Source organism: Pseudomonas sp. FP453 (assembly GCF_030687495.1).
Taxonomy (GTDB): Bacteria; Pseudomonadota; Gammaproteobacteria; order Pseudomonadales; family Pseudomonadaceae; genus Aquipseudomonas.
In genome coordinates this window covers 5,824,362-5,842,037 of the sequence record NZ_CP117435.1, presented here as the reverse complement: position 1 = coordinate 5,842,037, position 17,676 = coordinate 5,824,362, and the positions used below count along the sequence as shown (strand labels likewise).

Genomic DNA, 17,676 nt, shown 5'->3' with positions numbered 1-17,676 from the left:
GTGGGGGCTGGCTTGTGTGGGAGCTGGCTTGCCTGCGATAGCATCTCCTCGGTCTAACTGATACACCGAGGTGCCCGCATCGCAGGCAAGCCAGCTCCCACACAACCAGCGTCACATTTTATTTCAGCGTTGGATCAGCGCTGTACGACCCGCAGGTTGCTGTTCTGCTCTTTCGGCAGCACCCGCTTGGCAATCACATAGTTCTTGTCCCAGAACGGCTTCTTCAGCGTGTCGATGCTTACCGACTTGCCACGACGCGGTGCGTGGATGAAGCGGTCGTTGCCCAGGTAGATGGCAACGTGGTTGACCTGGCGGCTCTTCAGTTTGAAGAACAACAGGTCGCCCGGCTTCAAGTCCTTGCGATCAACCTTCTGCCCGTGGCCGGCGGCCATGGCATTGGACGTGCGCGGCAGGTCCACTGCGGCAACGTCGTTAAACGCATATTTCACCAGGCCACTGCAATCGAACCCTTTACTTGGGCTGCTGCCGCCCCAACGATAAGGGGTACCGAGCACGTTGACGGCGCGGCTGAGGACATTGCTGCTTTGCTTGGTGTTGACGCCGACCAGGCCGCTGGCATGGGCCTTGCTCACTTGAGTCGGGCGGTTGACGGTCAGCTTGACCGCCTTGGTGGTGCCGGGTGTGCTGTGAACTTTAGGGGTGAAACCATTAACGTTCGGAAGTCGTTGCTCACGATTGGTGGCGTGGGCGGCCAGTGGCATTAATAGGCAAATGGTTAGCCATGTCTTGAAAAATGGTCGCATTAGGCGTGGCTCTTTTTGGTTTGCGCGCAACTTTATAACAGCTTTTTGTGTCGTTATAAGGCCGTTTGTCGATTGAACCTTGGGGTCAAAGTCAGCAAAAACGCGACGAATCGCCGCAATTGTCCTACACAAGTCAGGTGGCACAAGGCTTTGCGGGAGGGAAGATACCATCGGCCACACGTCGGGCGCCCGTAAAAAAGTCACAAAGAAAATGAAAATATTTATCTATCGAGGCAAAAGAGGTACGCGATGAACACCTATCGGCAAGATGTTTCCCAGCACGACACGCACAGTAAGGTGATCGGTTACCTGCTCTGGATTTTCGGATTTACCGGCGCGCACCGCTTCTATTACGGCAAGCCCGTGACCGGCACGATCTGGTTTTTCACCTTCGGCCTGCTGGGCATTGGCTGGCTGATCGACCTGTTCCTGATCCCGGCCATGGACCGTGAAGCCGACCTGCGGTTTACCGCCGGGCCGATCGAATACAACGTGGCCTGGATTCTGTTGACGTTCCTGGGGGTGTTCGGTGTGCACCGCATGTACCAGGGCAAATGGATCACCGGTTTGATCTACCTGCTGACCGGTGGTTTGTTCCTGGTGGGGGTGCTGTATGACTTCTGGACGTTGAATACGCAGATTTCGATCCGCAATGCCGAGCGCAATGGCGGCCGCTGAGTTTCTAGAGGTCTAGACAGAACCCACTGTGGGAACAGGCTTGTGTGGGAGCTGGCTTGCCTGCGATGCAGGCACCTCGGTGTGTCAGGCAGACCGAGGTGATGCTATCGCAGGCAAGCCAGCTCCCACATTGAACCGTGCCCACTGTTAGGTATGGGGCTTATCAGGCCTGGTAGGTGATCCGGCCGTCGACCAAGGTGTAACGCACCGCCGCCGGCAGGCTATGGCCCATGAACGGGCAATTCTCACCCTTCGACAGCCAATGCTCGCCCGCCACGGTGGAACTGGCCGGGTCGAACAGCACCACGTCCGCTGCCGCACCCACTGCCAATTTGCCAGCTGGCAGGCGCAAGGCCTCGGCCGGGCCCGCACTCAGGCGTGCCAGCAGTGTCGGCAAGTCCAGCAGGCCTTCTTCCACCAACGTCATCGCCAACGGCAACAACAGCTCGACGCTGCTGATCCCCGGCTCTGTCGCGCCAAACGGCGCCAGCTTGGCATCACGCTCATGGGGTTGGTGGTGGCTGGAAATCGCCGAAACCACACCGGATTTAACCGCCGCCCGCAAACCGTCACGGTCGGCCCGAGTGCGCAGCGGCGGCTGCACGTGGTACAGGCTGGAGAAGTCGATCAGCGCCTCGTCCGTCAGAATCAGCTGATACAACGCCACATCCGCCGTCACCGGCAAGCCACGGGCCTGGGCCTGGGCGATCAGGGCCACGCCCCGTGCGCTGGTCAGCTGGCTGAAGTGCGCGCGCACGCCGCTTTGTTCCACCAGGAGCAGGTCGCGGGCCAGGGCCACGGTCTCGGCGGTCTCGGGGATGCCCGGCAGGCCGAGGAAGCTGGCCACGGCGCCTTCATGGGCCAGGCCGCCTTCGGCCAGGTCGCGGTCCTGGGAGTGGAAGATCACCGTCAGGTCAAAGGTGGCCGCGTATTCCAGGGCACGCAACAACGTACGGGTGCTGCGGAAACTCTCCAGGCCGTTGCCGAAGGCCACGCAACCGGCGTCGCGCAGGGCGATCAGTTCGGCGAGTTGTGCACCTTCCAGGCCTTTGCTCAGGGCGCCGATGGGGAACACTTTGCAGTTGCCGGCTTCACGGGCGCGGTCGAGGATCAGCTCGGTCACTGCCGAGGTGTCGAGGATCGGCTTGGTGTGCGGCGGGCAGCACAGGCTGGTCACGCCACCGGCCGCAGCGGCGCGGGTTTCGCTGATGATGCTGCCTTTGCGGCTGTAGCCCGGTTCGCGCAGGGCGACGTTCAGGTCCACCAGGCCAGGCGCGGCCACCAGGCCTTTGGCGTCGATGGTTTCCACCGGGCTGAAACCGGTAGGTGCAGCGCCGATGGCAATGATCTTGCCGGCTTCCAGGTGCAGATCGGTAACTTGATCCAGGCCACTGGCTGGATCGATGACGCGGGCGCCGAGGATGCTGAGCTTCACTGGGCGTTCTCCTGCTCGAATTGACGTTGCGCGGTTTGCCCGCTCATGGCCATGGACAGCACGGCCATGCGGATGGCGATGCCGTAGGTGACCTGGTTCAGGATCACCGATTGCGGACCGTCGGCCACCGCCGACTCAATCTCCACGCCACGGTTGATCGGGCCCGGGTGCATCACGATGGCATCCGGCTTGGCGCCGGCCAAACGTGCGGTGGTCAGGCCGAACAGGCGGTAGAACTCACCTTCGCTCGGCAGCAGGCCACCGGCCATGCGCTCGCGTTGCAGGCGCAGCATGATCACCACGTCCACATCCTTGAGGCCTTCGGCCATGTCGGTGTAGACCTTCACGCCGTACTGCTCGATACCCACCGGCAGCAGGGTTTTTGGCGCGATCACGCGGATGTCCGGGCAACCCAGGGTTTTCAGGGCCAGCATGTTCGAGCGCGCCACACGTGAGTGCAGGATGTCGCCGACGATGGCCACCGAAAGGTTTTCAAAGCTGCCCTTGTGCCGACGGATGGTGAGCATGTCGAGCATGCCCTGGGTCGGGTGGGCGTGACGGCCATCGCCGCCGTTGATGATCGCGACCTGCGGGCACACGTGCTCGGCGATGAAGTGCGCGGCGCCGGAGTCAGCGTGGCGCACCACGAACATGTCGGCGGCCATGGCTTCGAGGTTGCGCAGGGTGTCGAGCAGGGTTTCGCCCTTGCTCGCCGACGAGGTGGACACGTTCAGCGTGATCACGTCGGCCGACAGCCGTTGGGCCGCCAGTTCAAAGGTGGTGCGGGTGCGGGTGGAGTTCTCGAAGAACACATTGCAGATGGTCTCTTGCCGCGCAGCAGCGGGACCTTCTTCACCGCGCGGCCACCGACTTCGAGGAACGAGTCGGCGGTGTCGAGGATTTCAGTGAGCAGCTCGCGGGGCAAACCGTCGAGGGACAAGAAGTGTTGCAACTGACCCTGAGCATTGAGCTGCAGCGGGCGCTTGGCATCTAGAGGCGTCATCGCGGGGACTCTTTACAAGGGGTTTAAAGGGCGAGGTCTTGCAGTTCGAGTTCGAGCGGCGTGGGACCGGACAATTTTACCCGCTGGTGGGGCGCCAGCGACAGCGTCGCGCCGACCACATCCGGGCTGATCGGCAATTCGCCGGCGTCCAGGTCCAGCAGGCAGACCAGCGTCACGCTGGCCGGGCGGCCGTAGTCGAACAGTTCGTTCATGGCGGCGCGGATGGTACGGCCGCTCATCAGCACGTCGTCGATCAGCACCAGGTGCTGGCCTTCGATCTCGAACGGCAGGGCCGAAGGGCGCACTTGCGGGTGCAGGCCGTTCTGGCTGAAGTCGTCGCGGTAGAAGGACACGTCCAGGGTGCCGAGGGGCGAATCGCTGCCCAGCGCTTCCAGCAATGCCTGGGCGACCCACACACCGCCGGTGCGAATGCCGATGAAGCGCGGCTCGCTGATGTTGCGGTGTTCCAGATGGGCCGTGAGGCGGGTGGCCATCTGGCTGATCAGTTCGGCGGGGTTCGGCAGGCTCATGCAGGCTCCTTCAGGACCTACGCGCAGGCAAGGTCCGGGCTCAAACGTAAAAAGACGCGGCAAGCCGCGTCAGTCAGGATTCAAATAAAGCGGTGTTTTCATCCAGCCAACCCTGCAACAGCAAGGCGGCGGCGATGGCGTCCACGGGGTTGTCGCGGTAGCTGCCCTTCTGGCCGCCACGGTCGCGGCGTTCACCCTTGGCTTCAAAGGTGGTCAGGCGTTCATCGTGGGTATAGAAGGGCAGGTTGTAGCGGCCATTGAGGCGGCGGGCGAATTTTTCGGCGCGCAGGCACATGTCGCTGGGGGTGCCGTCCATGTTCAGGGGCAGGCCGACCACCACGGCGTCGGGCTTCCACCTTGATCAGGGCTTCGACCTGGTTCCAGTCGGGTATGCCGTTCTGGGCTTTCAAGGTGCACAGCTCGCGGGCCTGGCCGGTGATGACCTGGCCGACCGCTACGCCGATCTGTTTGGTGCCGTAGTCAAAGCCGAGGATCAAACGCAAGGCCATCAGGCGTGCCCCGCCTGGCTGGTCAGCAGGTTGAGGTTGACGCGCAGCTTGGCGGCGGCCGCCTCCAGGCGCAGCTCGACGGGGGGTGTTGAACAGGATGTCGGCGTCAAACGGGCAGCTCAGCCAGGCGTTGCTGGCCAGTTCCGCTTCCAGTTGCCCGGCTTCCCAACCGGCGTAGCCGAGGGTGATCACGCTTTGTTCGGGGCCCACGCCGTCGGCGATGGCGAACAGCACGTCCTGGGACGTGGACAGTGACACACCGTCAAGGTCGACCGTGGCCTGGAATTTCGGCCCGGTGGGGTGCAGCACAAAACCGCGATCGGTCTGCACCGGCCCGCCGATGTAGATCGGCACATGCTGGCAGCGGGCCGGCGGGTCGATCTCCGGGCGCAGTTGCTCAAGAATGTCCGCCAGGTTCAGCGCTTGCGGGCGGTTCACCACCAGCCCCATGGCACCATTGGCCGTGTGCTCGACGATATAGGTCAAGGTCTGCGCAAAGTTCGGGTCGGCCATGTGGGGCATGGCGATCAGGAATTGGTGCTTGAGGTAGGTCGGGCTGACGTTTTTCATGTCCGCTAGTGTGGCGTTGGAGGGGCGAACTGACAAGCCTGATCATCGGTGGGCACCCGCCTGTGGCGAGGGAGCAAGCTCCCTCGCCACGGGGTTAGTTGCTGGAGAGGCGGTCGCCCTTGGCGAACTTCCAGGTGCGGATGATTTCCAGGCGGTCGATATCGTTCAAGTCCCCGGTAAACGGCGCAAACGGTGCAGCCAGGCGCACGATGCGTTGGGCGGCCTGGTCCAGCAGCGGTTGGCCGGAGGATTCGAGCACCTGCACCTCATATAACGAACCATCGCGGTTGATCGACACCAACAAGCGCAAATTGCCATATATCTGCTGGCGGCGGGCTTCGTCCGGGTAGTTGAGGTTGCCGATGCGCTCGACCTTCTTGCGCCACTCGTCCTTATACCAGGCGCCCTTGTCGCGCATGGTCGAGGCCGCGTTCAGGCGGTAGATACGCGGGCGCTTGGCATAGAGCTGTTGTTCATTGGCCAGTTCGGCTTCCAGGCTAGAGATCTGGTCGGATAGCTGCGAGCTGTCGAAGGTCGGTGCCGGCTTGGCGGGCTCGGGTTTGGGCTCGGTCTTGGCTTTTTCGGGCTGGGTCGCGGCTTTTTGCGGCTTGGGCGCCACGGTGGTCACGGTGGCCTTGGGCGCTGCCTGCTTGACCTCTGGCTTGGGCGTCGGTGGCGGGGTGACTTTATTGACCTTGTTGTCCTGGAACGGCGCCACTTCGGTGGTCTTGGGCACCGCTTTCTTGTCCAGGGTGCCGCTGCCCTGCTGGTTGTCCTGGGCGAGAAAGTCGGCCTTTTCGGGCGCCTTTTCGCTCTTGAACGTGGCGAGGGTGATTTCCAGGGTGCGGGTGATCTGCTTGGGCTCGACCAGGGTGAAGCCGATGCCGAGGATCAGGGCCAGGTGAATCAGCGCCGCCAGGAACAGGGTGAATCCGAGCCGATCAGCCGGGCGCACGCCGCTGTGGGAGAGTTCGGGAGGCAGATCGGACGGGAGTGTCATGACAAAGGAACCAACATCGCGCGTTTCACAGGTGGCGCATGATAACGCAATGTTGGTTTGTGTCCGGCTGTTCTATGTCACTTGGCTTGCAGCTTGCGCTCGATGGCGGCCATCAGCATCTCACCGATGTTGGTGCCGAACGCGTTGTCGATCTCGCGGATGCAGGTGGGGCTGGTGACGTTGATTTCCGTCAGGTGCTCGCCGATGACGTCCAAGCCTACAAACAGCAGTCCCTTTTCCCGCAGGGTTGGACCCACTTGCGAAGCAATCCAGCGGTCCTTGTCCGACAACGGCCGGGCTTCACCACGGCCACCGGCCGCCAGGTTGCCCCGGGTCTCGCCGGCTGCCGGGATGCGCGCCAGGCAGTAATCCACCGGCTCGCCGTCGATCATCAGGATGCGCTTGTCGCCGTCCTTGATCGCTGGCAGGTAGGCCTGGCCCATGATCTGCTGGGTGCCCAGGGCCGTCAGGGTTTCGAGGATCACCGACAGGTTCGGGTCGCCGGCGCGGTGACGGAAGATCGAGGTGCCGCCCATGCCGTCCAGCGGCTTGAGGATCACATCACCGTGCTTGGCGGCAAACTCACGCAGCACGTCGGCGCGGCGGCTGACCACGGTCGGCGGCGTGCACTGTGGGAACAGGGTGGCAAACAGCTTTTCATTGCAGTCGCGCAGGCTCTGCGGCTTGTTGACGATCAGCACGCCGGCGCGCTCGGCCTGCTCCAGCAGGTAGGTGGAGTAGACGAACTCCATGTCGAACGGCGGGTCCTTGCGCATCAGGATCACGTCGAGGTCGCTCAGCGGGCTGTCGATTTCGTCCTGCAACTCGAACCACTTTTCAGGGTTGGCGAACACCTGCAGCGGGCGCATGCGTGCACGCGCCTCGCCGTCGCCCTGGTACAGGTCGCGCTGTTCCATATAGAACAGGGTCCAGCCGCGGGCCTGGGCGGCCAGGAGCATGGCCAGCGAGCTGTCCTTTTTATAGGAAATGCTGGCGATAGGGTCCATGACAATGCCGACGCGAACGCTCATGGGGGATTTCCTCTAGCAAATTAGGGCGCATAAAAGTGGCGTCAGAGTGGCGCTGCGGCTGTTGTGGGTCAAGGAAAAACCACCTGGCCGGTTGCTCGATAGATTGCGCCCGGAGACTGTGCTAAAAAGACTGCCACGGCGCAGCAGCCCTTGAGTTCCAAGGCTTGCGGCGCCCATCCTGTGCAACATCAGGCAGTACACACCGAAAACCGATTCGCTGTGGCGATGGTAGAGCAGATATGGAACAGCATTCCAACGCCTTGAGAGTGATGGTGATCGACGATTCAAAGACGATCCGCCGCACCGCCGAAACCCTGTTGAAGAACGCAGGGTGCGAAGTCATCACGGCCATCGACGGTTTCGATGCCCTGGCGCGGATTGTTGATCATCACCCGCACATTATCTTTGTCGACATCATGATGCCGCGCCTGGATGGCTATCAGACCTGCGCCCTGGTGAAGAACAACCCGGCGTTCAAGTCGATCCCGGTGATCATGCTGTCCTCCAAGGACGGCCTGTTCGACAAGGCCAAGGGGCGTATCGTCGGTGTCGATCAGTTTTTGACCAAGCCGTTCAGCAAGGAAGAACTGCTGGGTGCGATCAAGGCCTATGTGCCTGCCTTCGCCGCAGTAGAACAAGCACACTGACACCGCCCCACAAGGGCCGGCGTCTACCAAGTTAGTGGGGAAAACCATGGCACGTGTTCTGATCGTCGACGATTCGCCGACCGAAATGTACAAACTGACCGGCATGCTGGAAAAGCATGGCCACGAGGTTCTCAAAGCCGAAAACGGCGCGGACGGCGTGGCCCTGGCCCGCCAGGAAAAACCCGACGCCGTGCTGATGGACATCGTGATGCCGGGCCTCAATGGTTTCCAGGCCACCCGTCAGCTGTCCAAGGAGCCGGAAACCAACGGGATCCCGATCATCATCATCACCACCAAGGATCAGGAAACCGACAAGATCTGGGGCGCGCGCCAGGGCGCCAAGGATTACCTGACCAAGCCGGTGGATGAAGAAACCCTGATCGCCACCCTGAACAAGGTGCTGGCCGGCTGACGGCAGGCGATCATGACCGAGTCGCAAACCGCCTTCGAGCTGTTGCTGGACATCGACCGCCGCTGCCGCTTGCTGGCCGCCGACCTGCCGTCCCAGGAAACCCGCCAGCAGGGTTGGAGCGGGATCGGGTTTCGCGTGGGTGCGCATTGGTTCGTCGCGCCGATGGGCGAAGTGGCCGAAGTCCTGCATGAGCCACGTTGCACTTTAATGCCCGGGGTCAAGGCCTGGGTCAAGGGCGTGGCTAACCTGCGTGGGCGCTTGTTGCCGGTGATGGACCTGGGTGGGTTCCTCGGCCAGGCGCTGTCCAAGGCGCGCAAGCAACGGCGTGTGTTGGTGGTGGAATACAACGACCTGTTTGTCGGGTTGTTGGTGGACGAGGTGGTGGGTATGCAGCATTTCGCACAAGACGCGCTGTTGGCGAACGCCAGCGCCGGCGCGCCATTTATCCAGGGCCAGTTCGACGGCGACCAGCTGTGGCAGGTCTTCAGCCCCTTCGCTCTGGCCCAGGCCCCAGGCTTCATGGATGTCGCCGCATGACCACCGCTACCACGCCCAAACCCCAGGCCGGCTCGCGCAGCCGCTCACAGATCATCGTGCTGTTTATCGCGCTGATCGTGTTCATCATGCTGCTGTTCGCCAACTTCGCCTACCTCAACACCCAGTCCACCTACGACAAGCAGTACATCGGCCACGCCGGTGAATTGCGCGTCTTGTCCCAGCGCATCGCCAAGAACGCCACCGAAGCCGCCGCCGGCAAAGCGGCCGCGTTCAAACTGCTGGGGGATGCGCGCAACGACTTCGCCCAGCGCTGGGGCTACCTGAAAAAAGGCGACCCGGAAACCGGCCTGCCCGCCGCGCCCAGTGCGGTACGCGCCGAGATGCGCGCGGTGCAGACCGACTGGGAAGCGCTGCTGAAAAACACCGACGCGATCCTTGCCAGCGAACAGACCGTGCTGTCCCTGCACCAGGTGGCCGCGACCCTCGCCGAAACCGTGCCGCAATTGCAGATGGAATCGGAAAAGGTCGTCGATATCCTCCTGCAACGCGGCGCTCCGGCCAGTCAGGTGGCGTTGGCCCAGCGCCAATCGTTGCTGGCCGAGCGCATCCTCGGTGCGGTCAACACCGTGCTGGCCGGCGACGAAACTGCCGTGCAGGCCGCCGACGCCTTTGGCCGCGACGCCAACCGCTTCGGCCAGGTGCTCAACGGCATGCTCCAGGGCAACGCCGGGCTGCGCATCACCCAGGTCGAAGACCGCGACGCCCGCGCGCGGCTGGCGGAGATTTCGGAGCTGTTCGAGTTTGTCTCCGGCTCCGTGGATGAAATCCTCGAAACCTCGCCGCAACTGTTTCAGGTGCGCGCCTCGGCGAGCAATATCTTCAACCTCTCGCAAACCCTGCTCGATGAAGCCTCGCACCTGGCCACCGGCTTTGAAAACCTCGCCAGCGGGCGCACCTTCGACACCATCGGCGGCTACGTCCTCGGTTTGCTGGCGCTGGCCTCGATCATCCTGATCGGCCTGGTGATGGTGCGTGAAACCAACCGCCAGCTGCACGAAACCGCCGAGAAGAACGAGCGCAACCAGAACGCGATCATGCGCCTGCTGGATGAAATCGAAGACCTGGCCGACGGCGACCTCACCGTGACCGCCTCGGTAACCGAAGACTTCACCGGCACCATCGCCGATTCGATCAACTATTCCGTGGACCAACTGCGCGACCTGGTCGCCACCATCAACCTCACCGCCGGCCAGGTTGCCGGCGCGGTGCAGGACACCCAGGCCACCGCCATGCACCTGGCCCAGGCCTCGGAGCATCAGGCCCAGCAGATTGCCGAAGCGTCCACGGCGATCAACCAGATGGCCCAGTCCATCGACCAGGTCTCGGCCAACGCCGCCGAATCCTCGGCGGTGGCAGAGCGCTCGGTGGAGATCGCCAACAAGGGCAACGAGGTGGTGCACAACACCATCCACGGCATGGACAACATTCGCGAGCAGATCCAGGACACCGCCAAGCGCATCAAGCGCCTGGGCGAGTCGTCCCAGGAGATTGGCGACATCGTCAGCCTGATCGACGACATCGCCGACCAGACCAACATCCTCGCCCTCAACGCCGCGATCCAGGCCAGCATGGCCGGGGATGCCGGGCGCGGTTTTGCGGTGGTTGCCGATGAAGTGCAGCGCCTGGCCGAACGCTCGTCCGCGGCCACGCGGCAGATCGAAACCCTGGTGCGGGCGATCCAGGCCGACACCAACGAAGCGGTCATCTCCATGGAGCAGACCACCACCGAAGTGGTGCGCGGTGCACGGCTGGCGCAAGACGCCGGCGTGGCCCTGGAAGAGATCGAAGGCGTGTCGAAAACCCTGGCGGCGCTGATCCAGAGCATCTCCAATGCGGCGCAGCAACAGACCTCGTCGGCGGGGCAGATCTCGCTGACGATGAACGTGATCCAGCAGATCACCAGCCAGACGTCGTCAGGCTCGACCGCCACCGCCGAGAGCATCGGCAATCTGGCAAAGATGGCCAGCCAGTTGCGCAGGTCGGTGTCGGGTTTCACCTTGCCACCTGCAAAGCAGGCCGACCATTGAAATGCGGAACCCCTGTGGGAGCTGGCTTGCCTGCGATAGCGGTCTTCCAGTCGACATCTGTTTAGCTGACCCACCGCCATCGCAGGCAAGCCAGCTCCCACAATAGATCTCCATTGTTCCTGGCAATACCTGCAACTCAAAAATTCTCACCGGAGTGAATATGGTTGATCGGCACGACTACGTGGCCCTCGAATGGGTCAAGGGCGACATTGCCGAAACCCTGAAACAGGCCCGTTCGGCGCTGGACGCGTTTGTCGAAACCGGCGACAGCGCCGTCATCGGCCAGTGCCTGGCCGGTATCCACCAGGTGCATGGCGCCCTGCAAATGGTCGAGTTCTACGGCGCGGCGTTGCTGGCCGAAGAGATCGAACACCTGGCCCTGGCGTTCCAGGCCGGGCAGGTCAGCCAGCGCGACGAAAGCATCCGCCTCCTGCAACAGGCCCTCAGCCAACTGCCGCTGTACCTCGACCGCGTCCACAGCGCCCGCCGCGACTTGCCGCTGGTGGTGCTGCCGCTGCTCAACGACCTGCGCAGTGCACGGGGTGAAAGCCTGCTGTCGGAAACCAGCCTGTTCAGCCCGCAACTGCTGTCGATCGCACCGCTCTCCGACGAAGCCCTGGCCCAACGCGCGACGCCCGACCTGCAAGCGCAACTGCGCCAGTGGCACCAACTGCTGCAACAAGCCCTCGCCGGGTTGCTGCGCGAAGACCATGGCCCGAGCAACCTGGAAGACATGGCGCGGGTGTTCGCCCGCCTCGAAGCCCTGTGCCAGGGCGCGCCGTTGTTGCCGCTGTGGCAAGTCACCTCGGCGCTGGTCGAAGGCATGCTCACCGGCGTGGTCGCCAACAGCCCGGCGCTGCGCAGCCTGCTCAAGGCCAGTGACAAACAACTCAAGCGTCTGCTGGCCCAGGGCATCGCGGGGATCAACCAGCCGGCCCCGGATGACTTGCTCAAGAGCCTGTTGTTCTACGTGGCCAAAGTCACCCGGCCGACGCCGCGCATGCAAAGCCTCAAGGAACGTTACGGCCTGGATGAAGCCTTGCCCGACAGCGCGGTGGTGGATGCCGAGCGCGCGCGGCTGGCCGGGCCGGATCGCAATGCCATGGGCTCGGTGCTCGGCGCCTTGTGCGAAGAACTGGTGCGGGTCAAGGAACGCCTCGACCTGTTCGTGCGCAGTGACCGCCAGCACACCAGCGACCTCGATGCACTGCTCGCGCCGCTGCGGCAGATCGCCGACACCCTCGCGGTGCTGGGTTTCGGCCAGCCGCGCAAAGTCATCATCGACCAGCTCGCCGTGGTGCTGAGCCTGGCCCAGGGCCAACGTGAACCCAGCGACGCCGTGCTGATGGACGTCGCCGGCGCATTGCTCTACGTCGAAGCGACGCTGGCGGGCATGGCTGGTACGGTCGAGCCCGATAGCCGCGAAGAAAGCCGCTTGCCCACCACCGACCTGACGCAGATCCACCAGTTGGTGATCCGCGAATCCTGCCAGTGCCTGCGCCAGGCCAAAGAGCTGGTGATCGACTGCCTGGAAGCCGATTGGGACCCTCAGCGCCTGGAATCCCTGCCGGAACTGCTCAGCCAGGTGCGCGGCGCGTTGGCGATGATCCCGCTGCCACGGGCGGCGAGCCTGATGCGCGGGTGCACCGACTACGTCGATGAAGAACTGATGCTCAATGACACGGCGCCGTCCGCGGACGACCTGGCGCATTTCGCCGACGTGATCAGCAGCCTGGAGTACTACCTCGAACGCATGCTCCAAGACCCCGACGCCGACGGCGAACGGGTCTTGGAAACCGCCACCCAGGCCTTGGCGGCGCTGGGTTACCTGCCGGCGGAAAAACCCTGGCGCCAAGCGCTGGTGGCGCCGGACGGTGCGTTGTCCACCGAGGCGGCGCCGAGCCAGTCGCAGTTCGACGCGCTGGCCAACCCGACGTCGCGCCTCAACCCGCCCGCGCTGCAACGCCCGGGCAGCCTGCTGCCGCCACCGGCCGACGAAGAACCCATCGACGACGAACTGCGTGAAGTCTTCCTCGAAGAGACGGATGAAGTCCTTGAAGTGCTGCACCGCCACCTGGCGAGCGCGGCCGATAAAGCCGCCCTGGGCGAAATGCGCCGGGCCTTCCACACCTTGAAAGGCAGCGGCCGCATGGTGCGTGCCCTGGTCTTGGCGGAGCTGGCCTGGGCCGTGGAAAACCTGCTCAACCGTGTGCTGGAACGCAGCGTGGCCCTGGGCCCCGAGGTCCAGCAGGTACTGGATGAAGCGGTGGCCCTGCTGCCGGAACTGATCGCCGACTTTGCTACCGACGACCAACACCAGCGCGACGAAGTCGACGCCCTGGCCGCCCGCGCCCACGCGTTGGCCAGTGGCACCGCCGTGCCGGCTGCCGAACCCCATGACCCGATGCTGCTGGAGATCTTCCGCAACGAAGCCCAGAGCCATCTGGACAGCCTCAACCACTTCCTGCAACAAGCCACCGAACACATGCCGCTGCAAGTCAGCGATGAACTGCAACGCGCCCTGCACACCCTCAAGGGCAGTGCGTACATGGCCGGCGTGCTGCCCATCGCCGAACTGGCGCGGCCGCTGGATCACCTGACCCGCGAATACAAGGCGCACCGCCTGCCGCTGGACCTGGATGAAGTGGAGCTGTTGCTGGAGGCCGAAGGCCTGTTCCAGCGCGGCCTGCGCCACTTGGATCGCGACCCGCTGGCGCCGATCAAAGGCGCGCCGGACCTGATCGAGCGCATCCAGGCCCTGCTCGACCGGCAACTGGCCGCCTTGCTCGACGCGCCCAACACCGGCCTGCGGATCAAGCGCGACCCGCAACTGATCGCCAACTTCCTGGCCCAGGGCATGGACATCCTGCTCGACGCCGAAACCCTGCTGCGCCGTTGGCAGCAGCACCCCGGCGAGCGCCAGGAACTCACCGCGCTGCTGGACGAGCTGACCACGCTGGGGGAGGGCGCGCACATCGCCGACCTGCACGCCATCGACGAACTGTGCGAAGCCTTGCTCGACCTGTATGGCGCCGTGGAAGAGAGCAGCCTGGCGGTCAGCGAGCGCTTCTTCCATGAGGCCGAACTGGCCCATGAAGCGCTGATCAACATGCTTGACCAACTCGCTGCCGGCCAGGAGATCAGCCCGGTGCCGGCGCGCCTGCAAGCCCTGCGCGAGCTGCTGGACGAAGCCCTCGACCCGTCCGCCACCGGCCTGGTCAAAAGCGACGGCAGCCGCGCGCTGAGCATCGCCGAACTGGGCGCCGCCACGGCGCAGCTGGAGCAGGACACGGCGGTGGACGATGAGATCGTCGAGATCTTCCTCGAAGAAGCCGTGGACATCCTCGACAGCGCCGGGCAGTCCCTCAAGCGCTGGCTGCTGGAGCCCGACGGCGTCGCGCCGCTGTCCTCGCTGCAACGGGACATGCACACCCTCAAGGGCGGCGCGCGCATGGCCGAAATCGCCCCGGTGGCCGAGCTGGCCCATGAGCTGGAAAACCTTTACGAAGGCTTGGTGGACCGTCGCTACAGCTACTCTGCCGAGTTGTCCCAGGTGCTGATGGCCTGCCACGAACGGCTGGCCCTGCAACTGGACCAACTGCAACAGCAGCAGCCCCTGAGCGACAGCGCGGAGCTGGTGGCCAAGGTGCGGGCATTGCGCCAGAGCACGCCACCGGCCGCTGCGGCCCAGGCCGTGGAAAGCCCCGGCGCCGACCCCGAGCTGCTGGATATTTTCCTCGAAGAAGCCGCCGATATTCTCGACAGCTCCGGCAGCGCCCTGTTGCGCTGGCAGGCCGAACCGGGCAACCGCCAGGAAGTCGAAACCCTGCTGCGTGACCTGCACACCCTCAAGGGCGGCGCGCGCATGGTCGAGATCGGGCCGATTGGCGATCTGGCCCACGAGCTGGAATTTCTCTACGAAGGCTTGTCGGCCGGCTTGCTGGCGCCGTCGGCGGAATTGTTTGCCCTGCTGCAAGGCTGCCACGACCGTTTGGCGCAGATGATCGACGCGGTGGCGGACGGCTTGCCGGTGGGTTCGGTGGACAAACTCATCGAGCGCATCAAAAGCCTGGTGCACCCGAGCGCTGAGCCGGTGGTGCCGGTGGCGTTGCCGGCGAACAAGGCTGAGGCGGTGGTGGAGCCTGCGGCCGACATGGTGAAGATCTCCGCCGAGTTGCTGGATGACCTGGTCAACCTGGCGGGCGAAACCTCGATCTTCCGTGGCCGCATCGAGCAGCAGGTCAACGATGCACGCATTGCGCTGAGCGAGGTGGAAACCACCATCGAGCGCATGCGCGACCAACTGCGCCGCCTCGACACCGAAACCCAGGGCCGCATCCTCAGCCGCCAGCAGGCCGAGGCCGAACGCCTGGGTTATGAAGAATTCGATCCGCTGGAAATGGACCGCCATTCCCAGTTGCAGCAACTGTCGCGGGCGTTGTCCGAATCGGCCTCTGACTTGCTCGACCTCAAGGACACCCTCGACCGGCGCAACAGCGATGCCCACGACCTGTTGCAGCAACAGGCGCGCATCAACACCGAGTTGCAGGAAGGCCTGATGCGCACGCGCATGGTGCCGTTCGAACGCATGCTGCCGCGCCTCAAGCGCATCGTGCGCCAGGTGGCGGGCGAGCTGGGCAAGGACGTGGAATTCATCGTCGGCAACGCCGAAGGCGAGATGGACCGCAACGTGCTGGAACGCATGGCGGCGCCGCTGGAACATATGCTGCGCAACGCCGTGGACCATGGCCTGGAATCCCGCGATGCGCGCCTGCTGGCGGGTAAGCCGGAGAAGGGCCGTATCACCCTGGACCTGACCCACGAAGGCGGCGACATCGTCTTCGACATGCGCGACGACGGCGCCGGTGTGCCGCTGGAAGCGGTGCGGCGCAAGGCGATCAAGCGTGGTTTGCTTGCGCCGGACCAGGAGATCAGCGACCGCGATGTGTTGCAGTTCATCCTGCAGCCGGGGTTTTCCACGGCGGAAAAGATCACGCAGATTTCCGGGCGCGGCGTGGGCATGGACGTGGTGCATGAAGAAGTGCGCCAACTGGGTGGCTCGATGTTTATCGAGTCGACGCCGGGGGTGGGCGTGCACTTTCGCATTCGCTTGCCGTTCACCGTGTCGGTCAACCGCGCATTGATGGTGCAGTGCGCGGACGATCAATACGCGATCCCGCTCAACACCATCGAAGGCCTGGTGCGGGTCATGCCCCATGAACTGGCCGGGCACTATCAGCAAGACCCGCCGCGTTACGAGTACGCCGGCCAGCGCTACGAATTGTTCTACCTGGGCGACCTGCTGCACACCGTCGGCCGCCCGAAACTGCTCGGCCAATACCAGCCGGTGCCGGTGTTGTTGGTGCAGTGCAACGAGCGGCGCGTGGCGATCCATGTGGATGCCATGGCGGGCACGCGGGAGATCGTGGTCAAGGGCCTGGGCCCGCAGTTTGCCGGGGTGCAGGGCTTGTCCGGCGCGACCATCCTCGGCGATGGCCGCGTGGTGCTGATCATCGACTTGCTTGCACACATCCGCGCGCGCCAACCGGCCTTGCCGGCGCAGGCGGTGGATGCGCCGCTGGTGCTCAACGACCCGCTGAAAAAACGCCCGCTGCTGGTGCTGGTGGTGGACGACTCGGTCACCGTGCGCAAAGTCACCAGCCGCCTGCTGGAACGCAACGGCATGAACGTACTCACCGCCAAGGACGGCATCGACGCCATCGCCGTGCTCGAAGAACACACCCCGGACCTGATGCTGCTCGACATCGAAATGCCGCGCATGGACGGCTTCGAAGTGGCCATCCAGGTGCGCAACGACCCGCGCCTGATGCGCCTGCCGATCATCATGATCACCTCGCGCACCGGCCAGAAACACCGCGACCGCGCCATGGCCATCGGCGTCAACGACTACCTCGGCAAGCCGTACCAAGAGTCGGTGCTGCTGGAAAGCATCGCCTACTGGAGCAAGTCCCATGCTTGACCACCGCACCAGCCAACTCACCGGCCTGCTGCTGCCATTGGCCGACCGTCATCTGGTGCTGCCCAACGTGGCCATCGCCGAACTGATCGACTACCAGCGCGGCGAACCCGCCAGTGACGCGCCACCGTGGTACCTGCGGCAAGTGACCTGGCGTGACCGGCAATTGCCGTTGATCAGCTTTGAAGCGGTGTGCGGTGAAGCGGTGGTGACGGGGGAGCGTTCGCGGATCGTGGTGCTGAACACCTTGGGTGGGCGGCCGACGTTGAAGTTTATTGCGTTGGTGATCCAGGGGATTCCGCGTTCGTACAAACTGGATAGCCAGTTGAGTTATGTGGATGTGCCGTTGTGTGCGCTGGAGCTGGCGGCGGTGCAGGTGGGGGAACATGTGGCGAAGGTGCCGGATTTGTTGGGATTGGAAGCGCTGTTGGTGGAGTCCGGCCTGGCCTGATCGCAAGCCCTGTGAAGATCGAATGTGGGAGCTGGCTTGCCTGCGATAGCGGCATGTCAGTCAGTGCATCAACATCTGATACAC

General features: G+C 63.8%; 12 protein-coding genes and 3 pseudogenes. 7 read left to right on the top strand and 8 right to left on the bottom strand.

Going from position 1 to position 17,676, the window contains the following annotated elements:
• Positions 1-134: 134 nt before the first annotated feature.
• Positions 135-764 carry a C40 family peptidase gene (locus tag PSH87_RS26695; protein ID WP_032864999.1) on the bottom strand — a complete coding sequence of 210 codons (630 nt, stop codon included), beginning with the start codon at positions 762-764 and terminating at the stop codon, positions 135-137.
• Positions 765-1,013: 249 nt separating this feature from the next.
• Here PSH87_RS26695 and PSH87_RS26690 point away from each other — a divergent pair, with 249 nt between their 5' ends.
• Positions 1,014-1,442 (top strand): TM2 domain-containing protein, encoded by a 429-nt coding sequence (locus tag PSH87_RS26690; protein WP_017737767.1) that lies wholly within the window; start codon positions 1,014-1,016, stop codon positions 1,440-1,442.
• A gap of 163 nt (positions 1,443-1,605) precedes the next feature.
• Here the strand turns inward: PSH87_RS26690 and PSH87_RS26685 are convergent, their stop codons facing one another.
• The 7 genes and pseudogenes from PSH87_RS26685 to gshB form a co-directional block, all read right to left on the bottom strand.
• Positions 1,606-2,877 (bottom strand): dihydroorotase, encoded by a 1,272-nt coding sequence (locus tag PSH87_RS26685; RefSeq protein WP_305431693.1) that lies wholly within the window; start codon positions 2,875-2,877, stop codon positions 1,606-1,608.
• Positions 2,874-3,880 (bottom strand): annotated as a pseudogene (locus PSH87_RS26680) (aspartate carbamoyltransferase catalytic subunit). Before PSH87_RS26680 ends, PSH87_RS26685 begins: the two are co-directional and overlap by 4 nt.
• Before the next feature lie 23 nt (positions 3,881-3,903).
• Entirely contained in the window at positions 3,904-4,410 is a 507-nt protein-coding gene (gene pyrR / locus PSH87_RS26675) for a bifunctional pyr operon transcriptional regulator/uracil phosphoribosyltransferase PyrR (protein WP_017739434.1), read from the bottom strand.
• Positions 4,411-4,483: 73 nt separating this feature from the next.
• Positions 4,484-4,919, bottom strand: a pseudogene (gene ruvX / locus PSH87_RS26670) (Holliday junction resolvase RuvX).
• Positions 4,919-5,489 (bottom strand): annotated as a pseudogene (locus PSH87_RS26665) (YqgE/AlgH family protein). The pseudogenes ruvX and PSH87_RS26665 overlap by 1 nt, the downstream one beginning before the upstream one ends.
• A 94-nt stretch (positions 5,490-5,583) precedes the next feature.
• The gene (locus PSH87_RS26660) at positions 5,584-6,489 is read right to left on the bottom strand and encodes an energy transducer TonB (protein ID WP_305431691.1); all 906 of its coding nucleotides are present in this window, start codon (positions 6,487-6,489) and stop codon (positions 5,584-5,586) included.
• Between the two features lie 77 nt (positions 6,490-6,566).
• Positions 6,567-7,520 carry a glutathione synthase gene (gene gshB, locus PSH87_RS26655; protein WP_017739431.1) on the bottom strand — a complete coding sequence of 318 codons (954 nt, stop codon included), beginning with the start codon at positions 7,518-7,520 and terminating at the stop codon, positions 6,567-6,569.
• A gap of 239 nt (positions 7,521-7,759) precedes the next feature.
• Between gshB and pilG the strand changes: the two genes are divergently transcribed.
• From pilG to PSH87_RS26625, 6 genes are all read left to right on the top strand, one after another.
• Positions 7,760-8,167 carry a twitching motility response regulator PilG gene (pilG, locus tag PSH87_RS26650; RefSeq protein ID WP_026137140.1) on the top strand — a complete coding sequence of 136 codons (408 nt, stop codon included), beginning with the start codon at positions 7,760-7,762 and terminating at the stop codon, positions 8,165-8,167.
• A 46-nt stretch (positions 8,168-8,213) separates the two neighbouring features.
• Positions 8,214-8,579 carry a twitching motility response regulator PilH gene (gene pilH, locus PSH87_RS26645; protein WP_017739429.1) on the top strand — a complete coding sequence of 122 codons (366 nt, stop codon included), beginning with the start codon at positions 8,214-8,216 and terminating at the stop codon, positions 8,577-8,579.
• Positions 8,580-8,591: 12 nt separating this feature from the next.
• On the top strand, positions 8,592-9,116 hold the full coding sequence (locus PSH87_RS26640; RefSeq protein WP_017739428.1) for a chemotaxis protein CheW: 525 nt from the start codon (positions 8,592-8,594) through the stop codon (positions 9,114-9,116).
• Positions 9,113-11,164, top strand: a complete 2,052-nt coding sequence (locus PSH87_RS26635) for a methyl-accepting chemotaxis protein (protein WP_017739427.1) — start codon at positions 9,113-9,115, stop codon at positions 11,162-11,164. Before PSH87_RS26640 ends, PSH87_RS26635 begins: the two co-directional genes overlap by 4 nt.
• A gap of 160 nt (positions 11,165-11,324) precedes the next feature.
• A complete protein-coding gene (locus PSH87_RS26630; RefSeq protein WP_305431689.1) occupies positions 11,325-17,144 on the top strand; it encodes an Hpt domain-containing protein in 5,820 nt (1,939 codons plus the stop codon).
• On the top strand, positions 17,137-17,592 hold the full coding sequence (locus PSH87_RS26625) for a chemotaxis protein CheW (protein ID WP_017739425.1): 456 nt from the start codon (positions 17,137-17,139) through the stop codon (positions 17,590-17,592). Before PSH87_RS26630 ends, PSH87_RS26625 begins: the two co-directional genes overlap by 8 nt.
• The last annotated feature ends 84 nt before the right edge of the window (positions 17,593-17,676 follow it).

Coding starts and splice junctions, on each gene's coding strand:
- PSH87_RS26695 (WP_032864999.1), bottom strand. CDS start 764: ATGCGACCATTTTTCAAGACATGGCTAACCATTTGCCTATTAATGCCA.
- PSH87_RS26690 (WP_017737767.1), top strand. CDS start 1,014: ATGAACACCTATCGGCAAGATGTTTCCCAGCACGACACGCACAGTAAG.
- pyrR (WP_017739434.1), bottom strand. CDS start 4,410: ATGAGCCTGCCGAACCCCGCCGAACTGATCAGCCAGATGGCCACCCGC.
- PSH87_RS26660 (WP_305431691.1), bottom strand. CDS start 6,489: ATGACACTCCCGTCCGATCTGCCTCCCGAACTCTCCCACAGCGGCGTG.
- gshB (WP_017739431.1), bottom strand. CDS start 7,520: ATGAGCGTTCGCGTCGGCATTGTCATGGACCCTATCGCCAGCATTTCC.
- pilG (WP_026137140.1), top strand. CDS start 7,760: ATGGAACAGCATTCCAACGCCTTGAGAGTGATGGTGATCGACGATTCA.
- pilH (WP_017739429.1), top strand. CDS start 8,214: ATGGCACGTGTTCTGATCGTCGACGATTCGCCGACCGAAATGTACAAA.
- PSH87_RS26640 (WP_017739428.1), top strand. CDS start 8,592: ATGACCGAGTCGCAAACCGCCTTCGAGCTGTTGCTGGACATCGACCGC.
- PSH87_RS26635 (WP_017739427.1), top strand. CDS start 9,113: ATGACCACCGCTACCACGCCCAAACCCCAGGCCGGCTCGCGCAGCCGC.
- PSH87_RS26630 (WP_305431689.1), top strand. CDS start 11,325: ATGGTTGATCGGCACGACTACGTGGCCCTCGAATGGGTCAAGGGCGAC.
- PSH87_RS26625 (WP_017739425.1), top strand. CDS start 17,137: ATGCTTGACCACCGCACCAGCCAACTCACCGGCCTGCTGCTGCCATTG.